At 70.7% G+C, this 21,998-nt stretch carries 19 protein-coding genes; 9 read left to right on the top strand and 10 right to left on the bottom strand.

Annotated elements, in window-relative coordinates:
* Positions 1-108: 108 nt before the first annotated feature.
* Positions 109-1,584 carry a CCA tRNA nucleotidyltransferase gene (locus tag LIX60_RS15280; RefSeq protein ID WP_227958901.1) on the top strand — a complete coding sequence of 492 codons (1,476 nt, stop codon included), beginning with the start codon at positions 109-111 and terminating at the stop codon, positions 1,582-1,584.
* A gap of 114 nt (positions 1,585-1,698) precedes the next feature.
* On the opposite strand, the gene LIX60_RS15275 is transcribed toward LIX60_RS15280, so the two are convergent.
* The 3 genes from LIX60_RS15275 to LIX60_RS15265 all read right to left on the bottom strand — a co-directional run bounded on the left by LIX60_RS15275 (position 1,699) and on the right by LIX60_RS15265 (position 5,054).
* Positions 1,699-2,988, bottom strand: a complete 1,290-nt coding sequence (locus LIX60_RS15275) for an MFS transporter (protein ID WP_227958900.1) — start codon at positions 2,986-2,988, stop codon at positions 1,699-1,701.
* Positions 2,989-3,100: 112 nt separating this feature from the next.
* Complete coding sequence (locus tag LIX60_RS15270) at positions 3,101-4,183, bottom strand: inositol-3-phosphate synthase (RefSeq protein ID WP_227958899.1); 1,083 nt, start codon at positions 4,181-4,183, stop codon at positions 3,101-3,103.
* 49 nt (positions 4,184-4,232) lie between these two features.
* On the bottom strand, positions 4,233-5,054 hold the full coding sequence (locus LIX60_RS15265) for a PadR family transcriptional regulator (RefSeq protein WP_227958898.1): 822 nt from the start codon (positions 5,052-5,054) through the stop codon (positions 4,233-4,235).
* 421 nt (positions 5,055-5,475) lie between these two features.
* Here LIX60_RS15265 and LIX60_RS15260 point away from each other — a divergent pair, with 421 nt between their 5' ends.
* Both LIX60_RS15260 and LIX60_RS15255 read left to right on the top strand, forming a co-directional pair.
* Entirely contained in the window at positions 5,476-8,151 is a 2,676-nt protein-coding gene (locus tag LIX60_RS15260) for a transglycosylase domain-containing protein (RefSeq protein ID WP_227958897.1), read from the top strand.
* Positions 8,152-8,288: 137 nt separating this feature from the next.
* On the top strand, positions 8,289-9,764 hold the full coding sequence (locus LIX60_RS15255) for a glycosyltransferase family 87 protein (protein ID WP_227958896.1): 1,476 nt from the start codon (positions 8,289-8,291) through the stop codon (positions 9,762-9,764).
* Positions 9,765-9,810: 46 nt separating this feature from the next.
* Here LIX60_RS15255 and LIX60_RS15250 read toward each other — a convergent pair whose 3' ends face one another.
* The 3 genes from LIX60_RS15250 to LIX60_RS15240 form a co-directional block, all read right to left on the bottom strand.
* Positions 9,811-10,842: an alanine racemase gene (locus LIX60_RS15250; RefSeq protein WP_227958895.1), complete on the bottom strand. Its 1,032-nt coding sequence runs from the start codon at positions 10,840-10,842 to the stop codon at positions 9,811-9,813.
* Between the two features lie 107 nt (positions 10,843-10,949).
* The gene (locus tag LIX60_RS15245) at positions 10,950-12,068 is read right to left on the bottom strand and encodes a peptidoglycan bridge formation glycyltransferase FemA/FemB family protein (protein ID WP_227958894.1); all 1,119 of its coding nucleotides are present in this window, start codon (positions 12,066-12,068) and stop codon (positions 10,950-10,952) included.
* 157 nt (positions 12,069-12,225) lie between these two features.
* A complete protein-coding gene (locus LIX60_RS15240; RefSeq protein WP_043464464.1) occupies positions 12,226-12,555 on the bottom strand; it encodes a hypothetical protein in 330 nt (109 codons plus the stop codon).
* A 269-nt stretch (positions 12,556-12,824) separates the two neighbouring features.
* Between LIX60_RS15240 and rpsF the strand changes: the two genes are divergently transcribed.
* The 4 genes from rpsF to rplI all read left to right on the top strand — a co-directional run bounded on the left by rpsF (position 12,825) and on the right by rplI (position 14,589).
* The gene (gene rpsF, locus LIX60_RS15235) at positions 12,825-13,115 is read left to right on the top strand and encodes a 30S ribosomal protein S6 (protein WP_019707397.1); all 291 of its coding nucleotides are present in this window, start codon (positions 12,825-12,827) and stop codon (positions 13,113-13,115) included.
* Positions 13,116-13,229: 114 nt separating this feature from the next.
* Positions 13,230-13,829 (top strand): single-stranded DNA-binding protein, encoded by a 600-nt coding sequence (locus LIX60_RS15230; protein ID WP_125622581.1) that lies wholly within the window; start codon positions 13,230-13,232, stop codon positions 13,827-13,829.
* A gap of 58 nt (positions 13,830-13,887) precedes the next feature.
* Positions 13,888-14,124: a 30S ribosomal protein S18 gene (gene rpsR / locus LIX60_RS15225; RefSeq protein WP_004950692.1), complete on the top strand. Its 237-nt coding sequence runs from the start codon at positions 13,888-13,890 to the stop codon at positions 14,122-14,124.
* 18 nt (positions 14,125-14,142) lie between these two features.
* Complete coding sequence (gene rplI / locus LIX60_RS15220) at positions 14,143-14,589, top strand: 50S ribosomal protein L9 (protein ID WP_227958893.1); 447 nt, start codon at positions 14,143-14,145, stop codon at positions 14,587-14,589.
* A 250-nt stretch (positions 14,590-14,839) separates the two neighbouring features.
* Here the strand turns inward: rplI and LIX60_RS15215 are convergent, their stop codons facing one another.
* Positions 14,840-16,177, bottom strand: a complete 1,338-nt coding sequence (locus LIX60_RS15215) for an MATE family efflux transporter (RefSeq protein WP_227958892.1) — start codon at positions 16,175-16,177, stop codon at positions 14,840-14,842.
* A gap of 458 nt (positions 16,178-16,635) precedes the next feature.
* On the opposite strand from LIX60_RS15215, the gene dnaB reads away from it, so the two are divergent.
* Both dnaB and LIX60_RS15205 read left to right on the top strand, forming a co-directional pair.
* Positions 16,636-18,117: a replicative DNA helicase gene (gene dnaB / locus LIX60_RS15210; RefSeq protein WP_227958891.1), complete on the top strand. Its 1,482-nt coding sequence runs from the start codon at positions 16,636-16,638 to the stop codon at positions 18,115-18,117.
* A 22-nt stretch (positions 18,118-18,139) separates the two neighbouring features.
* A complete protein-coding gene (locus LIX60_RS15205) occupies positions 18,140-19,534 on the top strand; it encodes a serine hydrolase (RefSeq protein ID WP_227958890.1) in 1,395 nt (464 codons plus the stop codon).
* 36 nt (positions 19,535-19,570) lie between these two features.
* Here the strand turns inward: LIX60_RS15205 and LIX60_RS15200 are convergent, their stop codons facing one another.
* The 3 genes from LIX60_RS15200 to LIX60_RS15190 form a co-directional block, all read right to left on the bottom strand.
* Entirely contained in the window at positions 19,571-20,023 is a 453-nt protein-coding gene (locus LIX60_RS15200) for a GNAT family N-acetyltransferase (RefSeq protein WP_227958889.1), read from the bottom strand.
* Between the two features lie 92 nt (positions 20,024-20,115).
* Positions 20,116-20,595, bottom strand: coding sequence for an NUDIX domain-containing protein (locus tag LIX60_RS15195; protein WP_043464474.1), 480 nt, complete (start codon positions 20,593-20,595; stop codon positions 20,116-20,118).
* 241 nt (positions 20,596-20,836) lie between these two features.
* Positions 20,837-21,976, bottom strand: a complete 1,140-nt coding sequence (locus tag LIX60_RS15190) for a cystathionine gamma-lyase (RefSeq protein WP_227962777.1) — start codon at positions 21,974-21,976, stop codon at positions 20,837-20,839.
* Between the last annotated feature and the right edge of the window lie 22 nt (positions 21,977-21,998).

Genomic DNA, 21,998 nt, shown 5'->3' with positions numbered 1-21,998 from the left:
GATGCCCGGCCGGGCCGAGTGCTGGGGATGGCCTCACAAGATCCGCGGGGGAGCTGCCGCGGGAAACGTGGACGCCGCGGGGGCGCGGGGGCCGTACCCTGGTCTGTCGTGCCGAACGCGAAGAATGACAGCCTCAACCCGCAGGCCCCGCAGATCTCGAACGCCGCGCAGACGCTGAGCCGGGCGCAGCGCCGCGCTGTGGGGGAGCTGCTACGGGTGTCCCCCGTCGCCGACGACTTGGCGCGCCGTTTCCGGGAGGCCGGTCACGCGCTCGCCCTCGTCGGCGGATCGGTGCGGGACGCGCTGCTGGGCCGGCTGGGCAACGATCTGGACTTCACCACGGACGCCCGCCCCGACGACGTGCTGAAGATCGTGCGCGGGTGGGCGGACTCGGTCTGGGAGGTGGGCATCGCCTTCGGGACGGTCGGCTGCCGGAAGGGCGATTTCCTGATCGAGGTGACCACCTACCGCTCGGAGGCATACGACCGCACCTCGCGCAAACCCGAGGTGTCCTACGGTGACGCGATCGAGCAGGATCTCGTCCGCCGTGACTTCACGGTCAATGCGATGGCGGTCGCCCTGCCGGAGAAGGAGTTCATCGACCCGCACGGTGGGCTGGAGGACCTCGCGGCCCGGATCCTGAGGACCCCGGGCACCCCGGAGGAGTCGTTCTCCGACGATCCCCTGCGGATGATGCGGGCCGCGCGGTTCGCGGCACAGCTCGACTTCGAGGTTGCCCCGGAGGTGGTCGCGGCCATGACCGCGATGTCCGGGCGGATCGAGATCGTCTCCGCCGAGCGCACGCGTGAGGAGCTGAACAAGCTTCTGCTGGCCGACCGGCCGAGGAAGGGGCTCACGCTGCTCGTGGACACCGGCCTGGCCGCGCACATGCTGCCGGAACTGCCGGCGCTGCGTCTGGAGCGTGACGAGCACCACCGGCACAAGGATGTGTACGAGCATTCGCTGACGGTGCTGGAGCAGGCCATCGACCTGGAGGAGAACGGCCCCGACCTGGTGCTGCGGCTGGCCGCGCTGCTGCACGACATCGGGAAGCCGAAGACCCGGCGGTTCGAGAAGGACGGCCGGGTCTCCTTCCACCACCACGAGGTGGTCGGGGCCAAGATGACGAAGTCCCGGATGGCGAAGCTCAAGTACTCGACCGAGATGATCAAGGATGTCTCGCGGCTGGTCGAACTCCACCTGCGCTTCCACGGCTATGGCACGGGTGAGTGGACGGATTCGGCGGTGCGCCGCTATGTGCGGGACGCCGGCCCGCTGCTGGACCGGCTGCACAAGCTGACCAGGTCGGACTGCACGACCCGGAACAAGAGGAAGGCGAACGCCCTCTCCCGGGCGTACGACGGTCTGGAAGCACGCATCGCCCAGCTCCAGGAGCAGGAGGAGCTGGACGCGATCCGGCCGGACCTCGACGGGAACGAGATCATGGAGATCCTCGGCGTTCCCCCGGGGCCGGTGGTGGGCCAGGCGTACAAGCATCTGCTGGAGCTGAGGCTTGAGCACGGCCCGATGGAGCATGACGCGGCGGTGGCGGCGTTGAAGGAGTGGTGGGCCGCTCAGGGGTGAGGCTCCTTCGCGGGGCCCTGTTTCACGTGAAACACGGCGCCCGGCGGCCGGTCGGGATGGAGGGGCGGGGTGCGTTTCACGTGAAACACACCCCGCCCCTTGTGGTGCCGGCGCTCAGGTGGGCGTCCGGAACCGGTGCAGGGTGAGGCCGGTCGCGCTGTAGAGCAGAGCCACCAGGCCGACCAGGAGGGCGGAACGCCCGTCGGGCGGCAATATCACGGCGGCGAGCCCGGCCGCCCCGACGAAGGCGACGTTGAAGAGCATGTCGTAGAGGGAGAAGACCCGGCCGCGGAACGCGTCGTCCACCGTGGACTGGATCACCGTGTCCGTGGCGATCTTGGCCCCCTGGGTGGTGAGGCCCAGGAAGAAGGTGGCGGTCAGGACCGGTACCGGGGCGAAGGTGAGGCCAAGGGCCGGTTCCAGAACGGCCGCCGCCAGCGCGCACGCCGTGATCCAGCCGGAAGGGCCGAGGCGCCCGGCCGCCCAGGGGGTGATGGCGGCCGCGGTGAAATAGCCGGCTCCGGACAGGGCGACCGCCAGGCCGAGCAGGGAGAGGCCGGCGGCGGCGCTCGTTTCGTCGGCGGGTCCTTCCGTGCCGTCGCCGGTCCAGGCGTAGCGGCAGAGCATGAGGACCATGACGGTCAGCGCTCCGTAGCAGAAGCGCATCAGAGCCATGGCGGCGAGCGCACGAGCGGCCGGACGCCGCCGGGACAGATGCGCGAGCCCGTCCAGGAGCCCGCGTGCCGTGCCGGCCACCGCGGCCCCGAACCGGACCCGGACCAGACCGCGGGGGCCCAGTTGATCGCGTCCGAGCCGGAGTGCCGTCAGGGCTGCCCCGAGGTAGACCGCGGCCCCGAGCAGGACGGCTCCCGCGTCGGACTCCCACCCGGTGAGGCGCAGGGCGAAGACCAGCCCGCCGCCGGCCGTGGCGGCGAGGGTGCCGGCCGTTGGGGAGAGGGCGTTGGCGGTCACCAACTGCCGTTCGTCCGCGACGACATGGGGAAGCGCCGCCGAGAGGCAGGCGAGGATGAAGCGGTTCACGGCCGTGACGGACAGCGCCGAGAGGTAGAAGAGCCAGTCGGGCACCTCCGCGACGATCAGCGCGGCGGTGGCGGCGGCCAGTGCCGCCCGCAGCAGATTGCCGTGGAGGAGGACCTGGCGGCGGCGCCAGCGGTCGAGGAGGACGCCGGCGAAGGGGCCGACGAGGGAGTACGGCAGGAGCAGGACCGCCATGGCCGAGGCGATGGCGGCGGCGGACGTCTGCCGCTCGGGGGAGAAGACGACGTACGCCGCGAGCGCGATCTGGTAGACGCCGTCGGCGGACTGGGAGAGCAGCCGGACGGCCAGCAGCCGGCGGAAGCCGCGGAGCCGCAGCAGTGTTCCCGCGTCACGCAGAACAGCCATGCTCCACAGCCTCACACAGTGCGGGGACGCGGACGGACCCCGGGCGCGGTGCCCGGGGTCCGTACGGGGAAGCGGGTAAGCCGTGCGGCAGAGGGCGCGGCTCAGTCACCGGTCAGTGATCGACCTTGCCGGCGATGAACTTCTCGACGTTCTCGCGGGCCTCGTCGTCGTAGTACTGCACCGGCGGGGACTTCATGAAGTACGAGGAGGCGGAGAGGATCGGGCCGCCGATGCCCCGGTCCTTGGCGATCTTCGCGGCCCGGAGCGCGTCGATGATGACACCCGCGGAGTTCGGGGAGTCCCAGACCTCCAGCTTGTACTCCAGGTTCAGCGGGACGTCACCGAACGCGCGGCCCTCCAGCCGCACATAGGCCCACTTGCGGTCGTCGAGCCAGGCGACGTAGTCGGAGGGGCCGATGTGGACGTTGTCCGCGCCCATGTCGCGGTCACGGATCTGCGAGGTGACGGACTGCGTCTTGGAGATCTTCTTCGACTCCAGGCGCTCCCGCTCCAGCATGTTCTTGAAGTCCATGTTGCCGCCGACGTTCAGCTGCATGGTGCGGTCCAGGATCACACCCCGGTCCTCGAACAGCTTGGCCATCACTCGGTGGGTGATCGTCGCGCCGACCTGCGACTTGATGTCGTCACCGACGATCGGGACGCCCGCCTCGGTGAACTTGTCCGCCCACTCCTTGGTGCCGGCGATGAAGACCGGAAGAGCGTTGACGAACGCCACCTTGGCGTCGATCGCGCACTGGGCGTAGAACTTGGCCGCGTCCTCGGACCCGACCGGCAGGTAGCAGACGAGCACGTCGACCTGGCGGTCCTTGAGCACCTGGACCACGTCGACCGGCGACTCGGCGGACTCCTCGATCGTCTCCAGGTAGTACTTGCCGAGACCGTCGAGGGTGTGGCCGCGCTGCACCGTCACACCGGTGGAGGGCACGTCGGTGATCTTGATGGTGTTGTTCTCGCTGGCGCCGATGGCGTCCGCGAGATCAAGACCGACCTTCTTGGCGTCCACGTCGAAGGCGGCGACGAACTCCACGTCACGTACGTGGTAGTCGCCGAACTGCACATGCATGAGACCCGGGACACGGCTGTCCGGGTCGGCGTCCTTGTAGTACTCGACGCCCTGCACCAGCGAGGCGGCGCAGTTGCCCACACCGACGATGGCTACACGAACCGAACCCATTCCGGTTACTCCCCTTGTTCATTCGACGAGGTCCCGCTGTATGCGGGCCTCACTTGGCGGTGTCGTCGGACGGATCCGGCCGGGAACTACCCCGGTTCCGGGGCAGGCCGCCCGTGCTTTCCGATGGTTCCTGAAACGACGCGCGAGACCGCGGAGGCCGGGACCGCTCCGGTGCGCGCTCTGCGGAGTCCGCTCCGGGGTCTGCTCCGAAATCCGGTCCGGGCCCCGCCGGTGAGGCCGGCTCCGGTGCGGTGCCCGGCGCGGATTCCCCCGACGCCGGGCCGGCGGCCGGCGCGGCCCGGTTGCGGTCACGCCCGTACCGCTCGCTCTCGATCAGCTCGTTGAGCCAGCGGACCTCGCGCTCCACGGACTCCATTCCATGCCGCTGGAGCTCCAGGGTGTAGTCGTCCAAACGCTCCCGGGTGCGGGCGAGCGAGGCGCGCATCTTCTCCAGCCGCTCCTCCAGCCTGCTGCGGCGGCCCTCCAGCACCCGCATCCGCACATCCCGCGAGGTCTGTCCGAAGAAGGCGAAACGGACTCCGAAGTGCTCGTCCTCCCAGGCGTCCGGACCGGAGTGGGCGAGGAGTTCCTCGAAGTGCTCCTTCCCCTCGGCCGTCAGCCGGTAGACGATCTTGGCTCGCCGGCCGGCGAGGGTGGCGGCGAGAGCGTCCTCCGGCGCGCTGCCGGACTCCTCGATCAACCAGCCTTGGCGCACCAGCGTCTTGAGGCAGGGATACAGGCTTCCGTAGCTGAAGGCCCGGAACACCCCCAGGGAGGTGTTCAGGCGTTTTCGCAGCTCGTAGCCGTGCATGGGGGACTCGCGGAGCAGTCCGAGAATGGCGAACTCGAGGACGCCGGAGCGTCTGCTCATGCGTCTCCTCCCTCGCCTTCCGCTGCTCCGTGATCCGCGCTGCCGTCCGCGCTGTCTTCTGCTGCGTCTTCTGCTGTGTCTTCTGCTATGTCCAGCCGATGTATCGGATCGATACATCCAGACGATAGAACGGCCTCACCGCCGTCACAAGAGGGGCTGGGGTGAACGGCGTCACATCACTGTTTTGACACAGACAAGTTGCCTGTTTTGTGCGGAAGATGGCCATCCGGAGGGTTTTGGCCCTGCGTAGTCTGTGCGCCATGCAGACCACCGGGAACCGCGGGGCGCGGCGGAGCGTCCTCGTCCTGGGTGCAGTGCGGCCCGGCGCCCCTCCGGGGTGGCCGCCGGTCCGTACGTCGGGGGTACCGGAAGAAAACTGCCGCTTTCAGGCGATAGCGCCTGCCCGAGGAGTATCTGTTCCATGAGCGAGCACCGTCGCAAGCCACCGCAGTCCGCAGGTGGTGGACGCGCCGCGGCCCGGCGCGGGGCGCAGGCCTCAGGCCGCCGTGCCGCGCCGAGGCGTGGAGCCACCGAACCCGAGTCGCCGCCGCCCGGTGAGGGGCGCCCCTACGGAGGGCGCGCCGAGGCCCGGCGGGCGGCGCAGCGCGGAGGCGGCGGTCGACGCCGGGCCGCCGAGGCCGGGGCCACGGCCACCGGTGCGGGTGCCGTGGGGCGGGGCCGCCGCGCGGCCGCGAACGGTCCGCAGAAGAAGCGCCTGATCGACTATCCGCGGTCGGGCCGGACCGGTGCCCGCCGGTGGATCCCGTCCTGGAAGCAGGTCGCGGGCACGGCCGTGGGCTTCATGGGCCTGCTCGTGGGCGGCGCGGGGATAGCGTTCGCCGTGGTCGACATCCCCGAGGTCAAGGACGACTCCCAGGTCGAGAAGAACGTCTACTACTGGGCGGACGGCGAGCAGATGGTCGTGGCCGGGGCCGGTGAGTTCAACCGCCAGATCGTCAAGTACGACAGCATCCCCAAGGAGATGCGCAACGCGGTCATCGCCGCGGAGAACGCCTCCTTCGAGGACGACCCGGGCGTCGACCCGATGGGCATCGCCCGTGCCGTCTTCAACATGGCGAAGGGCGGCACCACCCAGAGTGGTTCCACCATCACCCAGCAGTATGTCAAGAACGCCATGCTGAGCCAGGAGCAGACCATTTCCCGGAAGGTGCGGGAGCTGTTCATCTCCATCAAGGTCGGCGCCGTCAAGGACAAGGAAGAGATCCTCGCCGGCTACCTCAACACGGCGTACTACGGCCGGGGCGCCTACGGCATCCAGGCCGCGTCCCGCGCGTACTACGGCAAGGACTGCGACAAACTGACGGCCAGCGAGAGCGCGTTTCTCTCCGCCACCCTGAACGGTCCCAACCTCTACGACCCGGCCGGTGGCGTGGGCTCGGCGGCGACACCGGAGAAGAACCGGAAGCGCGCGGAGGAGCGCTGGGCCTGGACCCTCAAGCGCGAGGTCGAGACCGGCCGGATGGAGGCCGCCGAGCGCAGCAAGTGGATCGCGGACGGCTTCCCGAAACCGAACGACCCCAAGCCCGCCACGAACAAGGCCGGCCAGATCGGCTACCTCACCACGCTCGCCGACAACTTCATCACCTCCAAGAGCACCATTTCCAAGGCCGAACTGGACCGTGGCGGCTACGAGATCCACACCACCTTCGACAAGAAGAAGATGCAGCAGCTGGAGAAGGCTGTGCAGAAGGTGACGAAGAAGAATCTCAGGCCGAAGGAGCGCGACGAGGACAAGTACGTCCAGTTCGGCGGGGCGTCCATCGACCCCCGGACCGGGGAGATCGTCGCCATCTACGGCGGCAAGGACGCCACCGAGCACTTCACCAACAACTCCGACTACACCGGTGTCCCCGTCGGGTCGACGTTCAAGCCGTTCGTCCTGGCCGCCGCGATGAGCGACGGTGTGCGCGACCCCGAAGGAGATCCCGACCAGGGGCCTGACCAGCGCACCCCGGTCTCACCCCTGAGCGTCTACAACGGCGACAACAAGGTGAAGCTGCTCAACTACGACGGCTCCACCTGGCTGGACAAGGACAACAAGGAGTGGCACCAGACCAACGACGGTGACAAGAGCTACGGCGAGGTCACCCTCCGGAAGGCGATGCAGGAGTCCATCAACACCCCCTTCATCCAGCTCGGCGTGGACGTCGGCACCGACAAGGTGAAGGAGACGGCGCTGGAGGCCGGTCTGGTCGAGGACCAGCTCGCCCAGACCGTGCCCTCCTTCTCCCTCGGTACCTCCTCCCCCAGCGCCATTCGGCTCGCGGGTTCGTACGCCACCTTCGCCGCCGAGGGCGAGCAGATCACCCCGTGGTCGGTGAAGACGGTGGAGAAGAACGGCCAGCCCGTCTACGAGCACAAGGCCAAGAAGACCCAGGGCCTCGACACCAAGGTCGCCAACAACGTCACCGACGTGCTGAAGAACGTGGTCGAGAACGGCACCGGCACCACGGCGCAGCTGCCCGACGGCCGGCCGGCGGCGGGCAAGACCGGTACCACCGACGGCAACAAGTCCGCCTGGTTCGCCGGCTACACCCCCCAGCTCTCCACCGCGATCGGCATGTTCCGGGTGAACGACCGGGCGGAGAAGCAGAAGTTCCTGGAGATGTACGGCACGGGTGACCAGCAGAGCATCCACGGCTCGTCGTTCCCCGCCCAGATCTGGGCCGACTACATGGGCCGGGCGCTCAAGGGCGAGAAGATCGAGCAGTTCCCGAAGCCCGAGCCGATCGGCAAGAAGATCTACGGCGACGGCGCCAGCCCGACCCCGACGCCGACCCCCACCCCCACCCCGTCGGAGAGCGAGCCCACCGAGCCCTCGCCCAGCGAGACGCCCAGCGAGACGCCGTCCTCGTCGCCGAGCAAGACCTGTGGCTTCTTCGACCCGAAGTGCAAGAACGAGGACGAGCCCACGGGCGGTGCCGACGGAGGCACCGATGGGGGCGTCGACGGGGGCGTCGACGGGGGAGCCGACGGCGGGATCAGCAGTTCGCCGACGACCTCGCCGCCGGGCGGTGGCAACGGCAACAACGGTGGCGGCGGCTGGCTCGGCGGCCCCGACGGAGACACCGGATAGGAACGGAGGGGCGGGGCGCGCCGGCCGCGGGCCAACGCCGCCCCGCTCCTCCCGCCCCGTCAGCGGTGCCCCCGCCCCCATGGACCGTCATGGGCGGGGGCACCGCCGCGTCCCGGCCCGTACGGCAGGATGGCCCCATGACGAGCGTGCGTGACGAGCAACCCGTACGGCCCACCCTGCAGGACGACGTGGCCGCCGCCGCCGGCGAGGTGATCGGGGGCCCGGCCGGGCGCCGGGCGCGGTACGGCACCGGCTGGTGGACTCCCGTACGGATCATCGCCCTGCTCGCCATCGGGATGTTCGCGCTCGGCATGGTCCAGAAGCTGCCGTGCTACGACGGCGGCTGGTTCCACGGCGCCGGCACCCAGTACACCCACGCCTGCTACTCCGACATCCCGCACCTGTACAACGCCCGCGGCTTCGCGGCCGACCTCATCCCGTACTTCGACCGGCTGCCCGGTGACATGGAGTACCTCGAATACCCCGTGCTGACCGGGGTGTTCATGGAGGTCGCCTCCTGGCTCACCCCGCACGACGGCACGATCCAGCACCGCGAGCAGGTCTACTGGCTCGTCAACGCCGGGATGCTGATGATCTGCGCGGCCGTCATCGCCGTCAGCGTGGCCCGTACGCACCGCCGCCGCCCCTGGGACGCCCTGCTGGTCGCCCTCGCGCCGGCCTTCGCCCTCACCGCGACCATCAACTGGGATCTGCTGGCCGTCGCCCTGACCGCCACCGCGATGCTCCTGTGGTCCCGCGGCCGCCCGCTCCCCGCCGGTGTCCTGATCGGTCTGGCCACCGCCGCCAAGCTCTACCCCGTGCTGCTTCTCGGGCCGCTGTTCCTGCTCTGCCTGCGCGCGGGGCGGATGCGGGCGTACGGCAGCGTGCTGGGCGGAGCGGTCGTGGCCTGGCTCGTGGTGAACGCGCCGGTGATGGCGCTGGCGCCGGAGGGCTGGAAGAAGTTCTACACGTTCAGCCAGGAACGGCCCGTCGACTTCGGCTCGTTCTGGCTGATCATCTCCCAGCGCACGGGCGACCCCCTGGAAGGGGCCAATACCTGGGCCACGGCCCTGACCCTGCTGTCCTTCGCCGGCATCGCCGTACTGACGCTCCGCGCGCCCCGCCGCCCGCGCTTCGCGCAGCTGGCGTTCCTGGTCGTGGCCGTCTTCATCCTGTTCAACAAGGTCTACTCCCCGCAGTACGTGCTGTGGCTCGTACCGCTCGCCGCGCTGGCCCGGCCGCGCTGGCGGGACTTCCTGATCTGGCAGGCCTGCGAGGCCGTCTACTTCCTCGGCATCTGGATGTACCTGGCCTACACCTCCAGCGGTGACGCGCACCGGGGGCTCCCGGCCGAGGGCTACCAGCTGATCATCCTGGTGCATCTGCTGGGCACCCTCTACCTCTGCGCGGTCGTCGTCCGCGACATCCTCTTCCCCGAGCGCGACCCGGTACGGCGGGACGGCTCCGACGACCCCTCCGGGGGCCTCCTCGACGGCGCCCCGGACGCCTTCGTCCTGCGGCGCCCCGCGCCGCACGCGGAGCAGCCGCCGTCCTTCGGCGGACAGCGGCTGCAGTGGGGCGTACAGGCCGGCGGGACGGCGCAGCGGGGATGAACCCCGGTCTCCGGCCGGGGACGGCCGGAGCGGGCGGGAAACGGCCTCAGCGGTCGACCATCCGGTCGAACTGGGTGGTGGTGTGGCGCAGATGGGCCACCAGTTCGTCGCCCACCTGCGGCGGTGCCACCTCGGCGGGGATGAAGAGGATCGACACCTGCATGTGCGGCGGCTCCGCGAACCAGCGCTGCTTCCCGGCCCACACGAACGGCGACAGATTGCGGTTGACGGTGGCGAGCCCGGCCCGGGCGACGCCCTTCGCCCGCGGCATGACGCCGTGCAAGGCCTTCGGGGCCTCCAGGCCCACGCCGTGCGAGGTGCCGCCCGCGACGACCACCAGATGGCCGTCGGAGGTGGCCTTCTGCTGGCGGTAGCCGAAGCGGTCGCCCTTGGCGACACGGGTGACGTCCAGGACCGCGCCGCGGTACTCGGTCGCGTCGTGGTCGCCCAGCCACAGCCGGGTGCCGATCCGGGCGCGGAAGCGGGTCTGCGGGAACTGCTGCTGGAGCTGGGCCAGTTCACCGGCCGCGAGATGGCTGACGAACATGGTGTGCAGCGGCAGCCGCGCGCTGCGCAGCCGGTCCATCCACCCGAGGACCTCCTCCACCGCGTCGGAGCCGTCCGTGCGGTCGAGCGGCAGATGCAGCGCGAAGCCCTCCAGGCGGACGTCCTCGATGGCCGCGTGCAGCTTGGGCAGGTCGTCCTCCACCACGCCGTGCCGCCTCATGCTGCTCATCAGCTCGATGACGACCCGTGCGCCGACCAGCCCGCGCACGCCCTCCACGGAGGACACGGACCGCACCGCGCGGTCCGGCAGCGGCACCGGCTCCTCGCCCAGCCGGAAGGGGGTGAGAACCAGCAGATCGCCGCTGAAGTAGTCCTTGATCCGGGCGGCCTCGTAGGTGGTGCCCACGGCCAGCATGTCGGAGCGGAAGCGGGTGACCTCCTCCGCGAGCCGCTCGTGGCCGAAGCCGTAGCCGTTGCCCTTGCAGACCGGGACCATGCCCGGGAACTGCTGGAGAACGGACTGCTGATGCGCCCGCCAGCGAGCGGTGTCGACATAGAGGGTGAGCGCCATGGCCGGTCCGGTACCTCTCTCGTGTTTTCGGTGGATGAGCTGTGAACGGCGGTCAGCGGCTGAAGCGGCGGCGCCTGCGGCTGCGGCGGCCCGGCGGCCCGGCGGGGTCAGCGCCGCGACATGTAGATGTCGAGTGCCTTGTGCAGCAGCTTGTTGAGCGGGAAGTCCCACTCGCCCAGGTACTCGGCCGCCTGGCCGCCGGTGCCGACCTTGAACTGGATGAGCCCGAACAGATGGTCGTTCTCGTCGAGGGAGTCGCTGATGCCGCGCAGGTCGTAGACGCTCGCCCCGAGCGCGTAGGCGTCGCACAGCATCCGCCACTGCATGGCGTTGGAGGGCCGCACCTCGCGCTTGTGGTTGGCGGAGGCGCCGTAGGAGTACCAGACGTGGCCGCCGACGATGAGCATCGTGGCGGCGGCGACGTTCTCGCCCTCGTGCCGGGCGAAGTACAGGCGCATGCGGTTGGGGTCCTCGGCGTTGAGCGCCGTCCACATGCGCTGGAAGTAGCTCAGCGGCCGCGGCCGGAAGCGGTCGCGCTCGGCGGTGGTCTCGTACAGCCGCTGCCACTCGGCGAGGTCGTCGTAACCGCCCTGGACGACCTCCACGCCGGCCTTCTCGGCCTTCTTGATGTTGCGCCGCCAGAGCTGGTTGAAGGACTTGTGGACGTCCTCCAGGGAGCGGTTCTCCAGCGGCACCTGGAAGACGTAGCGCGGCTGGACGTCACCGAAGCCCGCGCCGCCGTCCTCCCCCTGCTGCCAGCCCATCCGGCGCAGCCGGTCGGCCACCTCGAAGGCGCGCGGTTCGATGAACGTGGCCTCGACGTCCCGGAGCCGCTTGACGTCCGGGTTCTGGATACCGGCCTTGATCGCCGGGGCGTCCCAGCGGCGGATGACGACGGGCGGGCCCATCTTGACGGAGAAGGCGCCGGCCTGCTTGAGGTGGGCCAGCATCGGCTGCAGCCAGTCCTCGAGGTTGGGCGTGAACCAGTTGATGACCGGGCCCTCGGGGAGATACGCCAGATACCGCTTGACCTTGGGAAGCTGCCGGTAGAGGACCAGCCCGGCGCCGACGAGGCGGCCGGATCCGTCGAACCAGCCCAGATTCTCCGAGCGCCACTCCGTCTTCACGTCCGCCCACGCCGGAACCTGGCAGTGGCTGGCCGAGGGCAGGCTCTGGATGTACGCCAGATGCTGCTCACGGCTGATGGTCCTCAGGGTCAGGCTCATGCGGGGTGCTCCTCGGCAGGTTCGTCCCCAGGGGGTTGGGGCTCCGGCTCTCGCCGCGAAGCCTACTGCGCCGGGGCGGGCCCCGTTCGGGCGTACGGCCCCGGGGGCCGCGCCGGGAGCGGCCCCGGCCCGGCCCGCACCTTCCGGGGAGCGCGGGCTAACCGATCAGGCCGCCGAAGAGACCGCCGTTCGCCATGCCGAGGAAGAAGCCGAACCCCGCCGCCCCCAGACCGATGATCAGCGCAAAGCGCTCGGCGGTCGTCGCGGAGATCATCTGGCCCCAGGCCCCGCTGAGGATGCCGAGCAGGCCGGTCCAGGAGCTGACCAGGTGCAGGTCGTCGAATTGCGCGGTGATGAAGGCCACCACACCGAGGACCACGGTGGCGGCGACGAAGCTGTTCTCGACGGGGTGGGCCCTGCCGTCGCTGTTGAAGACGGAACTGACGGCGGAGAGGGGATTGCGGTGATGACGTACTGGCTGCGCCATGAGACACCTCCTGGCGGAAAGCGGCGAACTGTAGCGCCGGTCACACCCGATGTACCCAGATTGCGGGGCCCTGCCACGGGATTTCAACCGGAAGCGGACTTGCGGGTAGGCTGAACGGTCTGCACCGGTGTCCACATGCCCGGCCCTCATCCCCGGCTCCTCCCGGATTCCCGCGGTTGTCAGTGCCGGCCGGTACCGTTGCGCACGCATCACGACCCTCCTGCCACGGAAAGACCGTGGCCGCTGAGTCCAGAGGAGGTGGGTTCCACATGCGTCACTACGAGGTGATGGTCATCCTCGACCCCGATCTCGAGGAGCGCGCAGTCGCGCCGCTGATCGAGAACTTCCTTTCCGTCGTCCGTGAGGGCAACGGAAAGGTCGAGAAGGTCGACACCTGGGGCCGTCGTCGTCTCTCGTACGAGATCAACAAGAAGCCCGAGGGCATCTACTCGGTCATCGACCTCCGGGCCGAGCCCGCGGTCGTCAAGGAGCTCGACCGTCAGATGAACCTGAACGAGTCGGTCCTCCGGACCAAGGTCCTCCGTCCCGAGACCCACTGAGCGCCCGCGCTCCGGCGCACGTTCAGCGGTGATGCCCGGGGCTGAACCGGGCAGCGCCGAGCAGTCCGGTCCACCAGCAATCCGCAGCCAGCAGAACCGCCGAGAGGTACCCCTATGGCAGGCGAGACCGTCATCACGGTCGTCGGCAATCTCGTCGACGACCCCGAGCTGCGCTTCACCCCGTCCGGTGCGGCGGTCGCGAAGTTCCGTGTCGCGTCCACCCCCCGCACCTTCGACCGCCAGACGAACGAGTGGAAGGACGGCGAGAGCCTCTTCCTCACCTGCTCGGTCTGGCGGCAGGCGGCGGAGAACGTCGCCGAGTCGCTCCAGCGCGGCACGCGCGTCATCGTGCAGGGCCGTCTGAAGCAGCGGTCCTACGAGGACCGCGAGGGCGTCAAGCGCACGGTCTACGAGCTGGACGTCGACGAGGTCGGCGCCAGCCTGCGCAATGCCACGGCCAAGGTCACCAAGACCACCGGCCGCGGCGGACAGGGCGGCTACGGCGGTGGCCAGGGCGGTGGCGGCCAGGGTGGCGGCGGCTGGGGCGGCGGCCCCGGCGGCGGCCAGCAGGGCGGCGGCGGTGCTCCCGCCGACGACCCCTGGGCAACCGGCGCACCGGCCGGCGGCGGACAGCAGGCCGGCGGCGGCGGTGGCTGGGGCGGTGGCTCCGGCTCCGGTTCCGGCGGCGGCTACTCGGACGAGCCGCCCTTCTAGGCCGCGAGGCCCCGACCGGGCGGTCAGCGAAACTTTTTGATCACACTGGAGAGAGACAATGGCGAAGCCGCCTCCGCGCAAGCCGAAGAAGAAGGTCTGCGCGTTCTGCAAGGACAAGACCGCGTACGTGGACTACAAGGACACGAACATGCTGCGGAAGTTCATTTCCGACCGCGGCAAGATCCGTGCCCGCCGCGTCACCGGCAACTGCACCCAGCACCAGCGCGACGTCGCCACGGCTGTGAAGAACAGCCGTGAGATGGCGCTGCTGCCCTACACCTCGTCCGCGCGATAAGGGAAGGGTGACCGGAAAATGAAGATCATCCTCACCCACGAGGTCTCCGGCCTCGGTGCCGCGGGCGACGTCGTGGACGTCAAGGACGGCTACGCTCGCAACTACCTGATCCCGCGCGGTTTCGCGATGCGCTGGACCAAGGGCGGCGAGAAGGACGTCGAGCAGATCCGCCGCGGCCGCAAGATCCGCGAGATCGCCACGATCGAGCAGGCGAACTCCGTCAAGGCCCAGCTGGAGTCCGTGAAGGTCCGCCTGGCCACCCGCTCGGGTGACTCCGGCCGCCTCTTCGGCTCCGTCACCCCGGCCGACATCGCCTCGGCGATCAAGCAGGCCGGCGGTCCGGACGTGGACAAGCGCCGCATCGAGCTCGGTTCGCCGATCAAGACCCTGGGCGCGCACCAGGTGTCCGTGCGTCTGCACGCCGAGGTCGCCGCCAAGGTGGGCGTCGAGGTCGTCGCCGCCTGATCGCGGCGCTCGGCAGAGCGTGTACGGGGCCGTATCCCCTCCGCGAGGGGGTACGGCCCCGTGGCATGTCCGGTGGCGGTGGCTTCCGAAGGCTTCCGGTGGCTTCCCTGATGCCCGGGCGGGCGCGGTGTGCCACGCGGCGCCCGCAGGGACGGCCGTCCCGTGCCCCGGGCCGCGGTCTCCGTACCGCCCAGCCCTCCCGGGCGTGGCGCCCGGGCCTCCGGGGCGGCTCCGGGCCCCCGCGGGGCTCTCAGCCCCGTACGGCGCCGGTGACCAGCCAGCGGCCGGAGGCGGCGCGCAGGCCCAGGGTGACCAGCCGCACGGCCATCATCACCCCCATCACCCACCACAGCGCGGTCAGGCCGCCGCCCAGCGCCGGCACGGCGAGGGCGAGCGGGGCGAAGACGGCGAGGGTCGCGAGCATCGCCCAGGCCAGATACGGTCCGTCGCCGGCGCCCATCAGCACCCCGTCCAGTACGAAGACGACCCCGGACACCGGCTGGACGAGTGCCACCACCAGCAGCGCGGGCAGCAGCAGGCCGTGGACGGCCTCGTCCGCGGTGAAGAGGGGCAGCAGCAGGGGCCGGGCCAGGACGAGGAGCAGGCCCAGGACGACCCCGGAGGCGACGCCCCACTGCACCATGCGACGGCACGCGGCCCGGGCGCCCGCGGTGTCCCCCGCGCCCAGATAGCGCCCGGTGATGGCCTGCCCGGCGATGGCGATCGCGTCCAGCGCGAAGGCCAGCAGCGACCAGAGGGTCAGCACGATCTGGTGGGCGGCCACCTCCGCGTCCCCGAGGCGGGCCGCCACCGCGGTGGCGATCACGAGGATGGCGCGCAGCGAGAGGGTGCGGACCAGCAGCGGGGCGCCCGCCCGCGCGCAGGCGCGGATCCCCGCCGCGTCCGGCTGCAGCGAGGCGCCGTGCCGCCGGGCGCCCCGGACGACCACGGTGAGATAGGCGGCGGCCATGCCGCACTGGGCGATGACCGTGCCCCAGGCGGAGCCGGCGATGCCGAGCCCGGCGCCGTACACCAGCAGGGCGTTGAGGGCGGCGTTCGCGGTGAATCCGCCGACGGCGATGTGGAGCGGGGTGCGGGTGTTCTGCAGCCCGCGCAGTACGCCCGTGGCGGCCAGGACCACCAGCATCGCCGGGATGCCGAGCGCGCTGATGCGGAGATAGGTGACCGCGTACGGGGCCGAGGTGCCGGAGGCGCCGAGGAGGCCGATGAGCCAGGGGGCGGCGGGAAGCGCGACGGCGACGGCGGCGGCGCCGAGGAGCAGGGCGAGCCAGATGCCGTCCATGCCCTGCCGGATCGCGGCGGGGAGGTCGCCGGCCCCGACGCGTCGGGCCACGGCGGCGGTGGTGGCGTAGGCGAGGAAGACGAAGACGTTGACGGCGGTCATGAGGAGCGCGGCGGCGACGCCGAGACCGGCCAGTTGCGGAGTGCCGAGGTGACCGATGATGGCGCTGTCGGCCATGACGAAGAGGGGTTCCGCGACCAGGGCGCCGAAGGCGGGGACGGCGAGTGACACGATCTCGCGGTCGTGGCGGCGGCCGGGCCGGGGCGGCGCGGGGGCCTGGGACATGGCCGGCGGCTCCAATCTTCCACAGGTAAGGGACGGAGTTTACCCACAGCCCTTACCGGCCCGGTATCCCGGCGGTCCGCCGGGACCTCTTTCCCGTGATCTCGGCCGGGTTGCGGATTTTTTTCTTCTGCACAGCCGGTGGATGACGAAACAGCAGGTCAGGGCGGTCTCAATGGTGTGATTGGCGTACTGTCCACAGGGCTGTCCCCCGGCTCGTGCACAGGTTGGGGCGAGTTCTCCACAGGATGGGATCCGTCGTCCACACACCCTGTGGATAACTTTCTTGGTCCTCCGCTCCCCCGGCCCTACGGTGGTCCGGCCACCGCACTGAACTCGACGCGCCGCCACGGCAGTCGGGCATCCCATTTGTCAGAGCCGTGCCGTAAGAAAGAGTCGCACGGCGAGGGGGTCTGCCGGGCGGTGAACAGTCCGCGCCGCGGACGGGAGGAGGTGCCGGAATGACCCAGCCGGACATGGAAGACACCTGGGCACCGGACGTCCGCCCGGGCGAGCGGCTGCCCGCGTCGCGCCCCGCCCACCGGGGCGAGCGCGCCCGCACCGACCAGCACGACCGCGGCCGGGACGACCCGTGGGCCGGCCCGGGCGGAGGGTCCGGCTTCGAGCGGGTACCGCCCCAGGACCTGGACGCCGAGCAGTCCGTCCTCGGCGGCATGATGCTCTCGAAGGACGCCATCGCCGATGTGGTGGAGGTCCTCAAGGGCAGCGACTTCTACCGCCCTGCGCACGAGACGGTCTACCAGGCCGTTCTCGACCTCTACGCCAAGGGCGAGCCGGCCGACCCGATCACCGTCGCCGCCGAGCTGACCCGGCGCGGTGAGATCACCCGCGTCGGCGGCGCCTCGTACCTCCACACCCTCGTCCAGTCGGTCCCCACGGCCGCCAACGCCGAGTACTACGCCGAGATCGTCCACGAGCGCGCGGTGCTCCGCCGGCTCGTCGAGGCGGGCACCCGCATCACGCAGATGGGATACGCCGCCGACGGCGACGTCGACGAGATCGTCAACAGCGCCCAGGCGGAGATCTACGCCGTCACCGAGCAGCGCACCAGCGAGGACTACCTCCCCCTCGGCGACATCATGGAGGGCGCGCTCGACGAGATCGAGGCGATCGGCTCCCGCAGCGGCCAGATGTCCGGGGTGCCGACCGGCTTCACCGATCTCGACTCGCTCACCAACGGGCTCCACCCGGGCCAGATGATCGTCATCGCCGCCCGGCCCGCGATGGGCAAGTCCACCCTCGCCCTGGACTTCGCCCGGGCCTGCTCGATCAAGAACAACATGCCGAGCGTCATCTTCTCCCTGGAGATGGGCCGGAACGAGATCGCGATGCGCCTGCTGTCCGCGGAGGCCCGGGTGGCCCTGCACCACATGCGCTCGGGCAGCATGACGGACGAGGACTGGACCCGGCTCGCCCGCCGGATGCCGGACGTCTCCCAGGCCCCCCTCTACATCGACGACTCCCCGAATCTCTCGATGATGGAGATCCGGGCCAAGTGCCGCCGGCTGAAGCAGCGGAACGATCTCCAGCTCGTCGTGATCGACTATCTCCAGCTGATGCAGTCCGGCGGATCCCGGCGGCCGGAGAGCCGCCAGCAGGAGGTCTCGGACATGTCCCGGAACCTGAAGCTGCTCGCCAAGGAGCTGGAGGTCCCGGTCATCGCGCTGTCGCAGCTGAACCGGGGACCCGAGCAGCGGACCGACAAGAAGCCGATGGTCTCCGACCTCCGCGAGTCCGGCTCCATCGAGCAGGACGCCGACATGGTGATCCTGCTCCACCGCGAGGACGCCTACGAGAAGGAGTCCCCCCGGGCCGGCGAGGCGGACCTGATCGTGGCCAAGCATCGCAACGGCCCGACGGCCACCATCACCGTCGCCTTCCAGGGCCACTACTCCCGCTTCGTCGACATGGCACAGACCTGATCCGGCCTGCTTGAGTTGGCCCATGACTGCCTCCTTCGAAGATCTTCTGCCCGAGACGGTCCGTGCGCTGTACCACCGGATTGCCGTGGCCCAGACCGAGGGCCGGACGCCGTCCCTGGTGGCGGCCGTGGTGCGCGGCGGCCGGACCGTCTGGAGCGCGGGGCGCGGTACGGCCGCGGACGGGACACCGGGGGACGGGACGCAGTACCGCGTCGGGTCGATCACCAAGGTCTTCACCGCGGTGCTGGTGCTCCGGCTGCGGGAGGAGGGCCTCATCGGGCTCGACGACCCGCTGGAGAGGCATCTGCCGGACACCGGCGTGGGGGAGGTGACCATCGCCCAACTGCTCTCCCATGGCGCGGGTCTGGCCGCCGAGGCGCCCGGGCCGTGGTGGGAGCGGAGCCCGGGGGAGCTGCGGCCCGGTCTCGCGGACGTGCTGGGGGACCGGCCGGTGCTGCATCCGGCGGGCCGGGTGCACCACTACTCGAACCCCGGGTACACCCTGCTCGGCGCCCTCGTGGAGAAGCTGCGCGGGGAGCCGTGGGAGGAGACGCTCCTCCGGGAAGTGCTGGAACCACTGGAGATGACGCGCACCGGCGTGCGGCCCCGCGCTCCCTACGCCAAGGGCTGGGCGGTGCATCCGTGGGCGGACGTCATGCTGCCCGAGCCGGCCGAGGACCTCGGGATCATGGCCCCCGCCGGGCAGCTGTGGTCCACCACCGCGGACCTGGGCCGCTTCGCCGCCTTTTTGATGCGCGGCGACGAACGGGTGCTCGGCCCGGAGACGGTGGCCGAGATGCGCCGTCCCGCCGCCGTGCCGGCACCCGGCGGCTGGGACGCCGGATACGGACTCGGCCTGCAGCTGTTCCGCAGGAACGGGCGGGCGTTCTCCGGACACACGGGGTCGCTGCCGGGCTATCTGGCGACCCTGTGGATCAGCGCCGAGGAGGATGTCGCCGGACTGGTGATGGCCAACGCCACCTCCGGCCCCGCGGTCGGTCAGGTCTCGGCGGATCTGGTGGAGATCGTGGCGGAGCGCGAGCCGCGGATCCCGGAGCCCTGGCGGCCGCTTCCCGAGGCCGATCCGGGGCTGCTGGAGCTGACCGGCCCCTGGTACTGGGGTCCGACGCCCTTCGCGCTGCGGCTGCTCCCCGGCAGCGGGCTGGAGCTCGCCGCACTCGCCGGCGCGGGCCGCACCTCTCGCTTCCGTGCCGCCCAGGACGGTACCTGGACCGGACTGGACGGCTACTACCTCGGTGAAACGCTCCGGGCCGTCCGCCGCCCGGACGGCTCTCTCAGCCACCTGGATCTGGGCAGTTTCGTCTTCACACGGGAGCCGTACGACCCTTCGGCGCCGGTGCCGGGCGGAGTGGACGGGGAGGGCTGGCGGCCGGCCGACGCCCACCCGCCGCGGTGATGCCCGGGCGTGCGGTGCGGACGCGCCGGAGACGGGTCAGAGCCCGAGCTTGAAGCCGATGTGCGAGCCGGTGAAGCCCAGCCGCTCGTAGAAGCGGTGGGCGTCGGTACGCGTGGCGTCCGAGGTGAGCTGTACCAGCCCGCATCCCCGGCGCCGGGATTCGTCGACGGCCCACCCGATGAGCCGGGTGCCGAGCCCGCTCCCGCGCTCGTCGGCATGGATGCGGACGGCCTCGATCACCGAGCGGGTGGTGCCCCGGCGGGACAGTCCAGGGATCACCGTGAGGTGCAGGGTTCCGACTGGTCGGCCGTCCCGTACGGCCACCATGAGGTACTGGTTGGGGTCCACGGTGAGCTGGTCGAGGGCGGCGCGGTACGGGGCCAGGTCGTCGGGGGATTCCCGTTGGGCGCCGAGAGGGTCGTCGGCCAGCATGGCCACGATGGGGCCCAAGTCGTCCGGGGTGGCGGGACGGATCGCGAGGGTGCTCATGGTCAGGAGTCTAGAAGCGGGGATCATCCGGATCCGTTTCACGTGAAACTGCCTGTTTCACGTGAAACGGATCGGGCCGGGGATGGGGAGGGTTAGCCCAGATCCGGCGCGTGGAGAGCCCGTACGCCCTCGATGTTGCCGTCCAGATAGTGCCGCAGCGACAGCGGTACGACCTCTACGGACGCCAGCCCGACGCGGGTGAAGGGAATCCGCACGATCTCGTACTCCCCGCTCGGCTCCTCGACCTCGGGGCCATGCCGCCGGGACGGGTCCATCGACTCCAGCCGGCAGAGGAAGAAGTGCTGCACCTTCACCCCGGCCGCCCCGTCCTCCGTGGCGTGCTCCACGGTGTCGACAAAGGCCGGGACCACATCCGTGACCTTCGCCCCCAGCTCCTCGTCCACCTCCCGGTGCAGAGCGTCGACGACGGTGGCGTCCTCCTGCTCCACCCCGCCGCCGGGCGTGATCCAGTACGGGGGACGGCCCGGTTTCGTCCGCTTGATCAGAATCATGTGGTCGCCGTCGAGCAGAATGGCGCGGGCGGTGCGCTTGACCACCAACCGTTCGGTCATGGGGTTGATGTGGCCCAGGGCGGCCCGATCGAAACACCGGCGCCCGAGATGCGCTGTCGGCGCGCACCGCGAAGAGACGGGCGCCCGGCGGGCACAGGCGTCGTCCAGGTTTGTACTGTCAGGGTGATTGGACAATGACTGACCGTCAACTAGCCTTGTGGAAGCGGTTTCTCGCGCGCGGAACCGAGGACGGCTCGAACCATGAGGGGGGAGGTTCGAGCCGTCCGGCCGTCGCGGTCCGTCAGCCCTGCGCCGCCGGGCCGGCCGCCTCGTCCAGGGCCCGCAGCACGTCGGTGAGCAGATCGTCCGCGTCCTCGACACCCACCGAGAAGCGGATGAAGCCCTCCGGCACGGCGTCCCCGCCCCACCTTCCGCGCCGCTCGGCCGTGGACCGTACGCCGCCAAAGCTCGTGGCCTCGTCGACCAGCCGCAGGGCGGCCAGAAAGCGTTCCGCGTGCGCCCTGTCGGGCAGGGTGAAGGAGACGACGCAGCCGAAGCGCCCCGCGCGCATCTGCGCCGCGGCGACCGGGTGCGCGGGATCGTCCGGCAGCCCGGGGTGGCGCAGTCCGGTCACCTCGGGACGTTCGCGCAGCGCCTCGGCCAGCGCCAGGGCGGTCACCGCCTGCCGGTCGACCCGCAGCTGGAGCGTGGCCAGCGAGCGGTGCGCGAGCCAGGCCTCCATGGGGCCGGTCACGGCGCCCGCGGTCTTGCGCCACTTCCGCACCGTCGCGGCCCGCTCCGGATCACGGCAGCAGACATAGCCCAGCAGCACATCGCCGTGCCCGGTGAGCGCCTTGGTGCCGCTGGCCACCGAGAAGTCGGCACCCAGGTCGAGCGGGCGCTGGCCGAGCGGTGTGGCCAGGGTGTTGTCGACGGCGACGAGCGCGCCCGCCGCATGAGCCGCCCCCGCCAGCCGGCGGATGTCGCAGACGTCCAGGCCGGGATTGGACGGAGTCTCGATCCACAGCAGCTTCGCGCCGTCGAGCACCCCGAGCTGTGCGTCCCCCGCCGTCGGCGCGGTGCGCACCTCGACGCCGTAGGCCTCCAGCCTCTCCCGCACCAGCGGCAGTGCCTGGTAGCCGTCGCTGGGCAGCACCACGGCGTCCCCGGAGCGCACCTGGGAGAGCAGCACGGCCGAGACGGCGCCCATCCCGGACGGGAAGACGACGGTCTCGGCCGCGGTGCCCGGGGATTCCAGCTCCCCGATGGCCTCCTCGAGCCGGGTCCAGGTCGGGTTCTCGTCGCGGCCGTAGGTATAGGGACCGACCGGTTCGCCCGGCAGGTGGTAGTGGGCGGCGAACACCGGCCCGGGCAGCGAAGGTTCGTACGCCACCGGCTCGGGCAGCCCGGCCCGGACGGCACGTGTTCCGTCTCCGGTCATCTCGCTCATCCGTCCATCATCG

The organism is Streptomyces sp. S07_1.15 (assembly GCF_020739505.1).
Taxonomy (GTDB): domain Bacteria; phylum Actinomycetota; class Actinomycetes; order Streptomycetales; family Streptomycetaceae; genus Streptomyces; species Streptomyces xinghaiensis.
This window is presented reverse-complemented; position numbering and strand designations above follow the sequence as displayed.

Bases quoted from the DNA above. Each gene is read 5' to 3' on its own strand.
- LIX60_RS15275 (WP_227958900.1), bottom strand. From the start codon at position 2,988: ATGGCTGTTCTGCGTGACGCGGGAACACTGCTGCGGCTCCGCGGCTTC.
- LIX60_RS15205 (WP_227958890.1), top strand. From the start codon at position 18,140: ATGACTGCCTCCTTCGAAGATCTTCTGCCCGAGACGGTCCGTGCGCTG.
- LIX60_RS15270 (WP_227958899.1), bottom strand. From the start codon at position 4,183: ATGGGTTCGGTTCGTGTAGCCATCGTCGGTGTGGGCAACTGCGCCGCC.
- LIX60_RS15240 (WP_043464464.1), bottom strand. From the start codon at position 12,555: ATGGCGCAGCCAGTACGTCATCACCGCAATCCCCTCTCCGCCGTCAGT.
- rpsR (WP_004950692.1), top strand. From the start codon at position 13,888: ATGGCGAAGCCGCCTCCGCGCAAGCCGAAGAAGAAGGTCTGCGCGTTC.
- LIX60_RS15255 (WP_227958896.1), top strand. From the start codon at position 8,289: ATGACGAGCGTGCGTGACGAGCAACCCGTACGGCCCACCCTGCAGGAC.
- rpsF (WP_019707397.1), top strand. From the start codon at position 12,825: ATGCGTCACTACGAGGTGATGGTCATCCTCGACCCCGATCTCGAGGAG.
- LIX60_RS15195 (WP_043464474.1), bottom strand. From the start codon at position 20,595: ATGACCGAACGGTTGGTGGTCAAGCGCACCGCCCGCGCCATTCTGCTC.
- dnaB (WP_227958891.1), top strand. From the start codon at position 16,636: ATGACCCAGCCGGACATGGAAGACACCTGGGCACCGGACGTCCGCCCG.
- LIX60_RS15230 (WP_125622581.1), top strand. From the start codon at position 13,230: ATGGCAGGCGAGACCGTCATCACGGTCGTCGGCAATCTCGTCGACGAC.
- LIX60_RS15245 (WP_227958894.1), bottom strand. From the start codon at position 12,068: ATGAGCCTGACCCTGAGGACCATCAGCCGTGAGCAGCATCTGGCGTAC.
- LIX60_RS15250 (WP_227958895.1), bottom strand. From the start codon at position 10,842: ATGGCGCTCACCCTCTATGTCGACACCGCTCGCTGGCGGGCGCATCAG.
- rplI (WP_227958893.1), top strand. From the start codon at position 14,143: ATGAAGATCATCCTCACCCACGAGGTCTCCGGCCTCGGTGCCGCGGGC.
- LIX60_RS15215 (WP_227958892.1), bottom strand. From the start codon at position 16,177: ATGTCCCAGGCCCCCGCGCCGCCCCGGCCCGGCCGCCGCCACGACCGC.
- LIX60_RS15265 (WP_227958898.1), bottom strand. From the start codon at position 5,054: ATGAGCAGACGCTCCGGCGTCCTCGAGTTCGCCATTCTCGGACTGCTC.
- LIX60_RS15200 (WP_227958889.1), bottom strand. From the start codon at position 20,023: ATGAGCACCCTCGCGATCCGTCCCGCCACCCCGGACGACTTGGGCCCC.
- LIX60_RS15190 (WP_227962777.1), bottom strand. From the start codon at position 21,976: ATGACCGGAGACGGAACACGTGCCGTCCGGGCCGGGCTGCCCGAGCCG.
- LIX60_RS15260 (WP_227958897.1), top strand. From the start codon at position 5,476: ATGAGCGAGCACCGTCGCAAGCCACCGCAGTCCGCAGGTGGTGGACGC.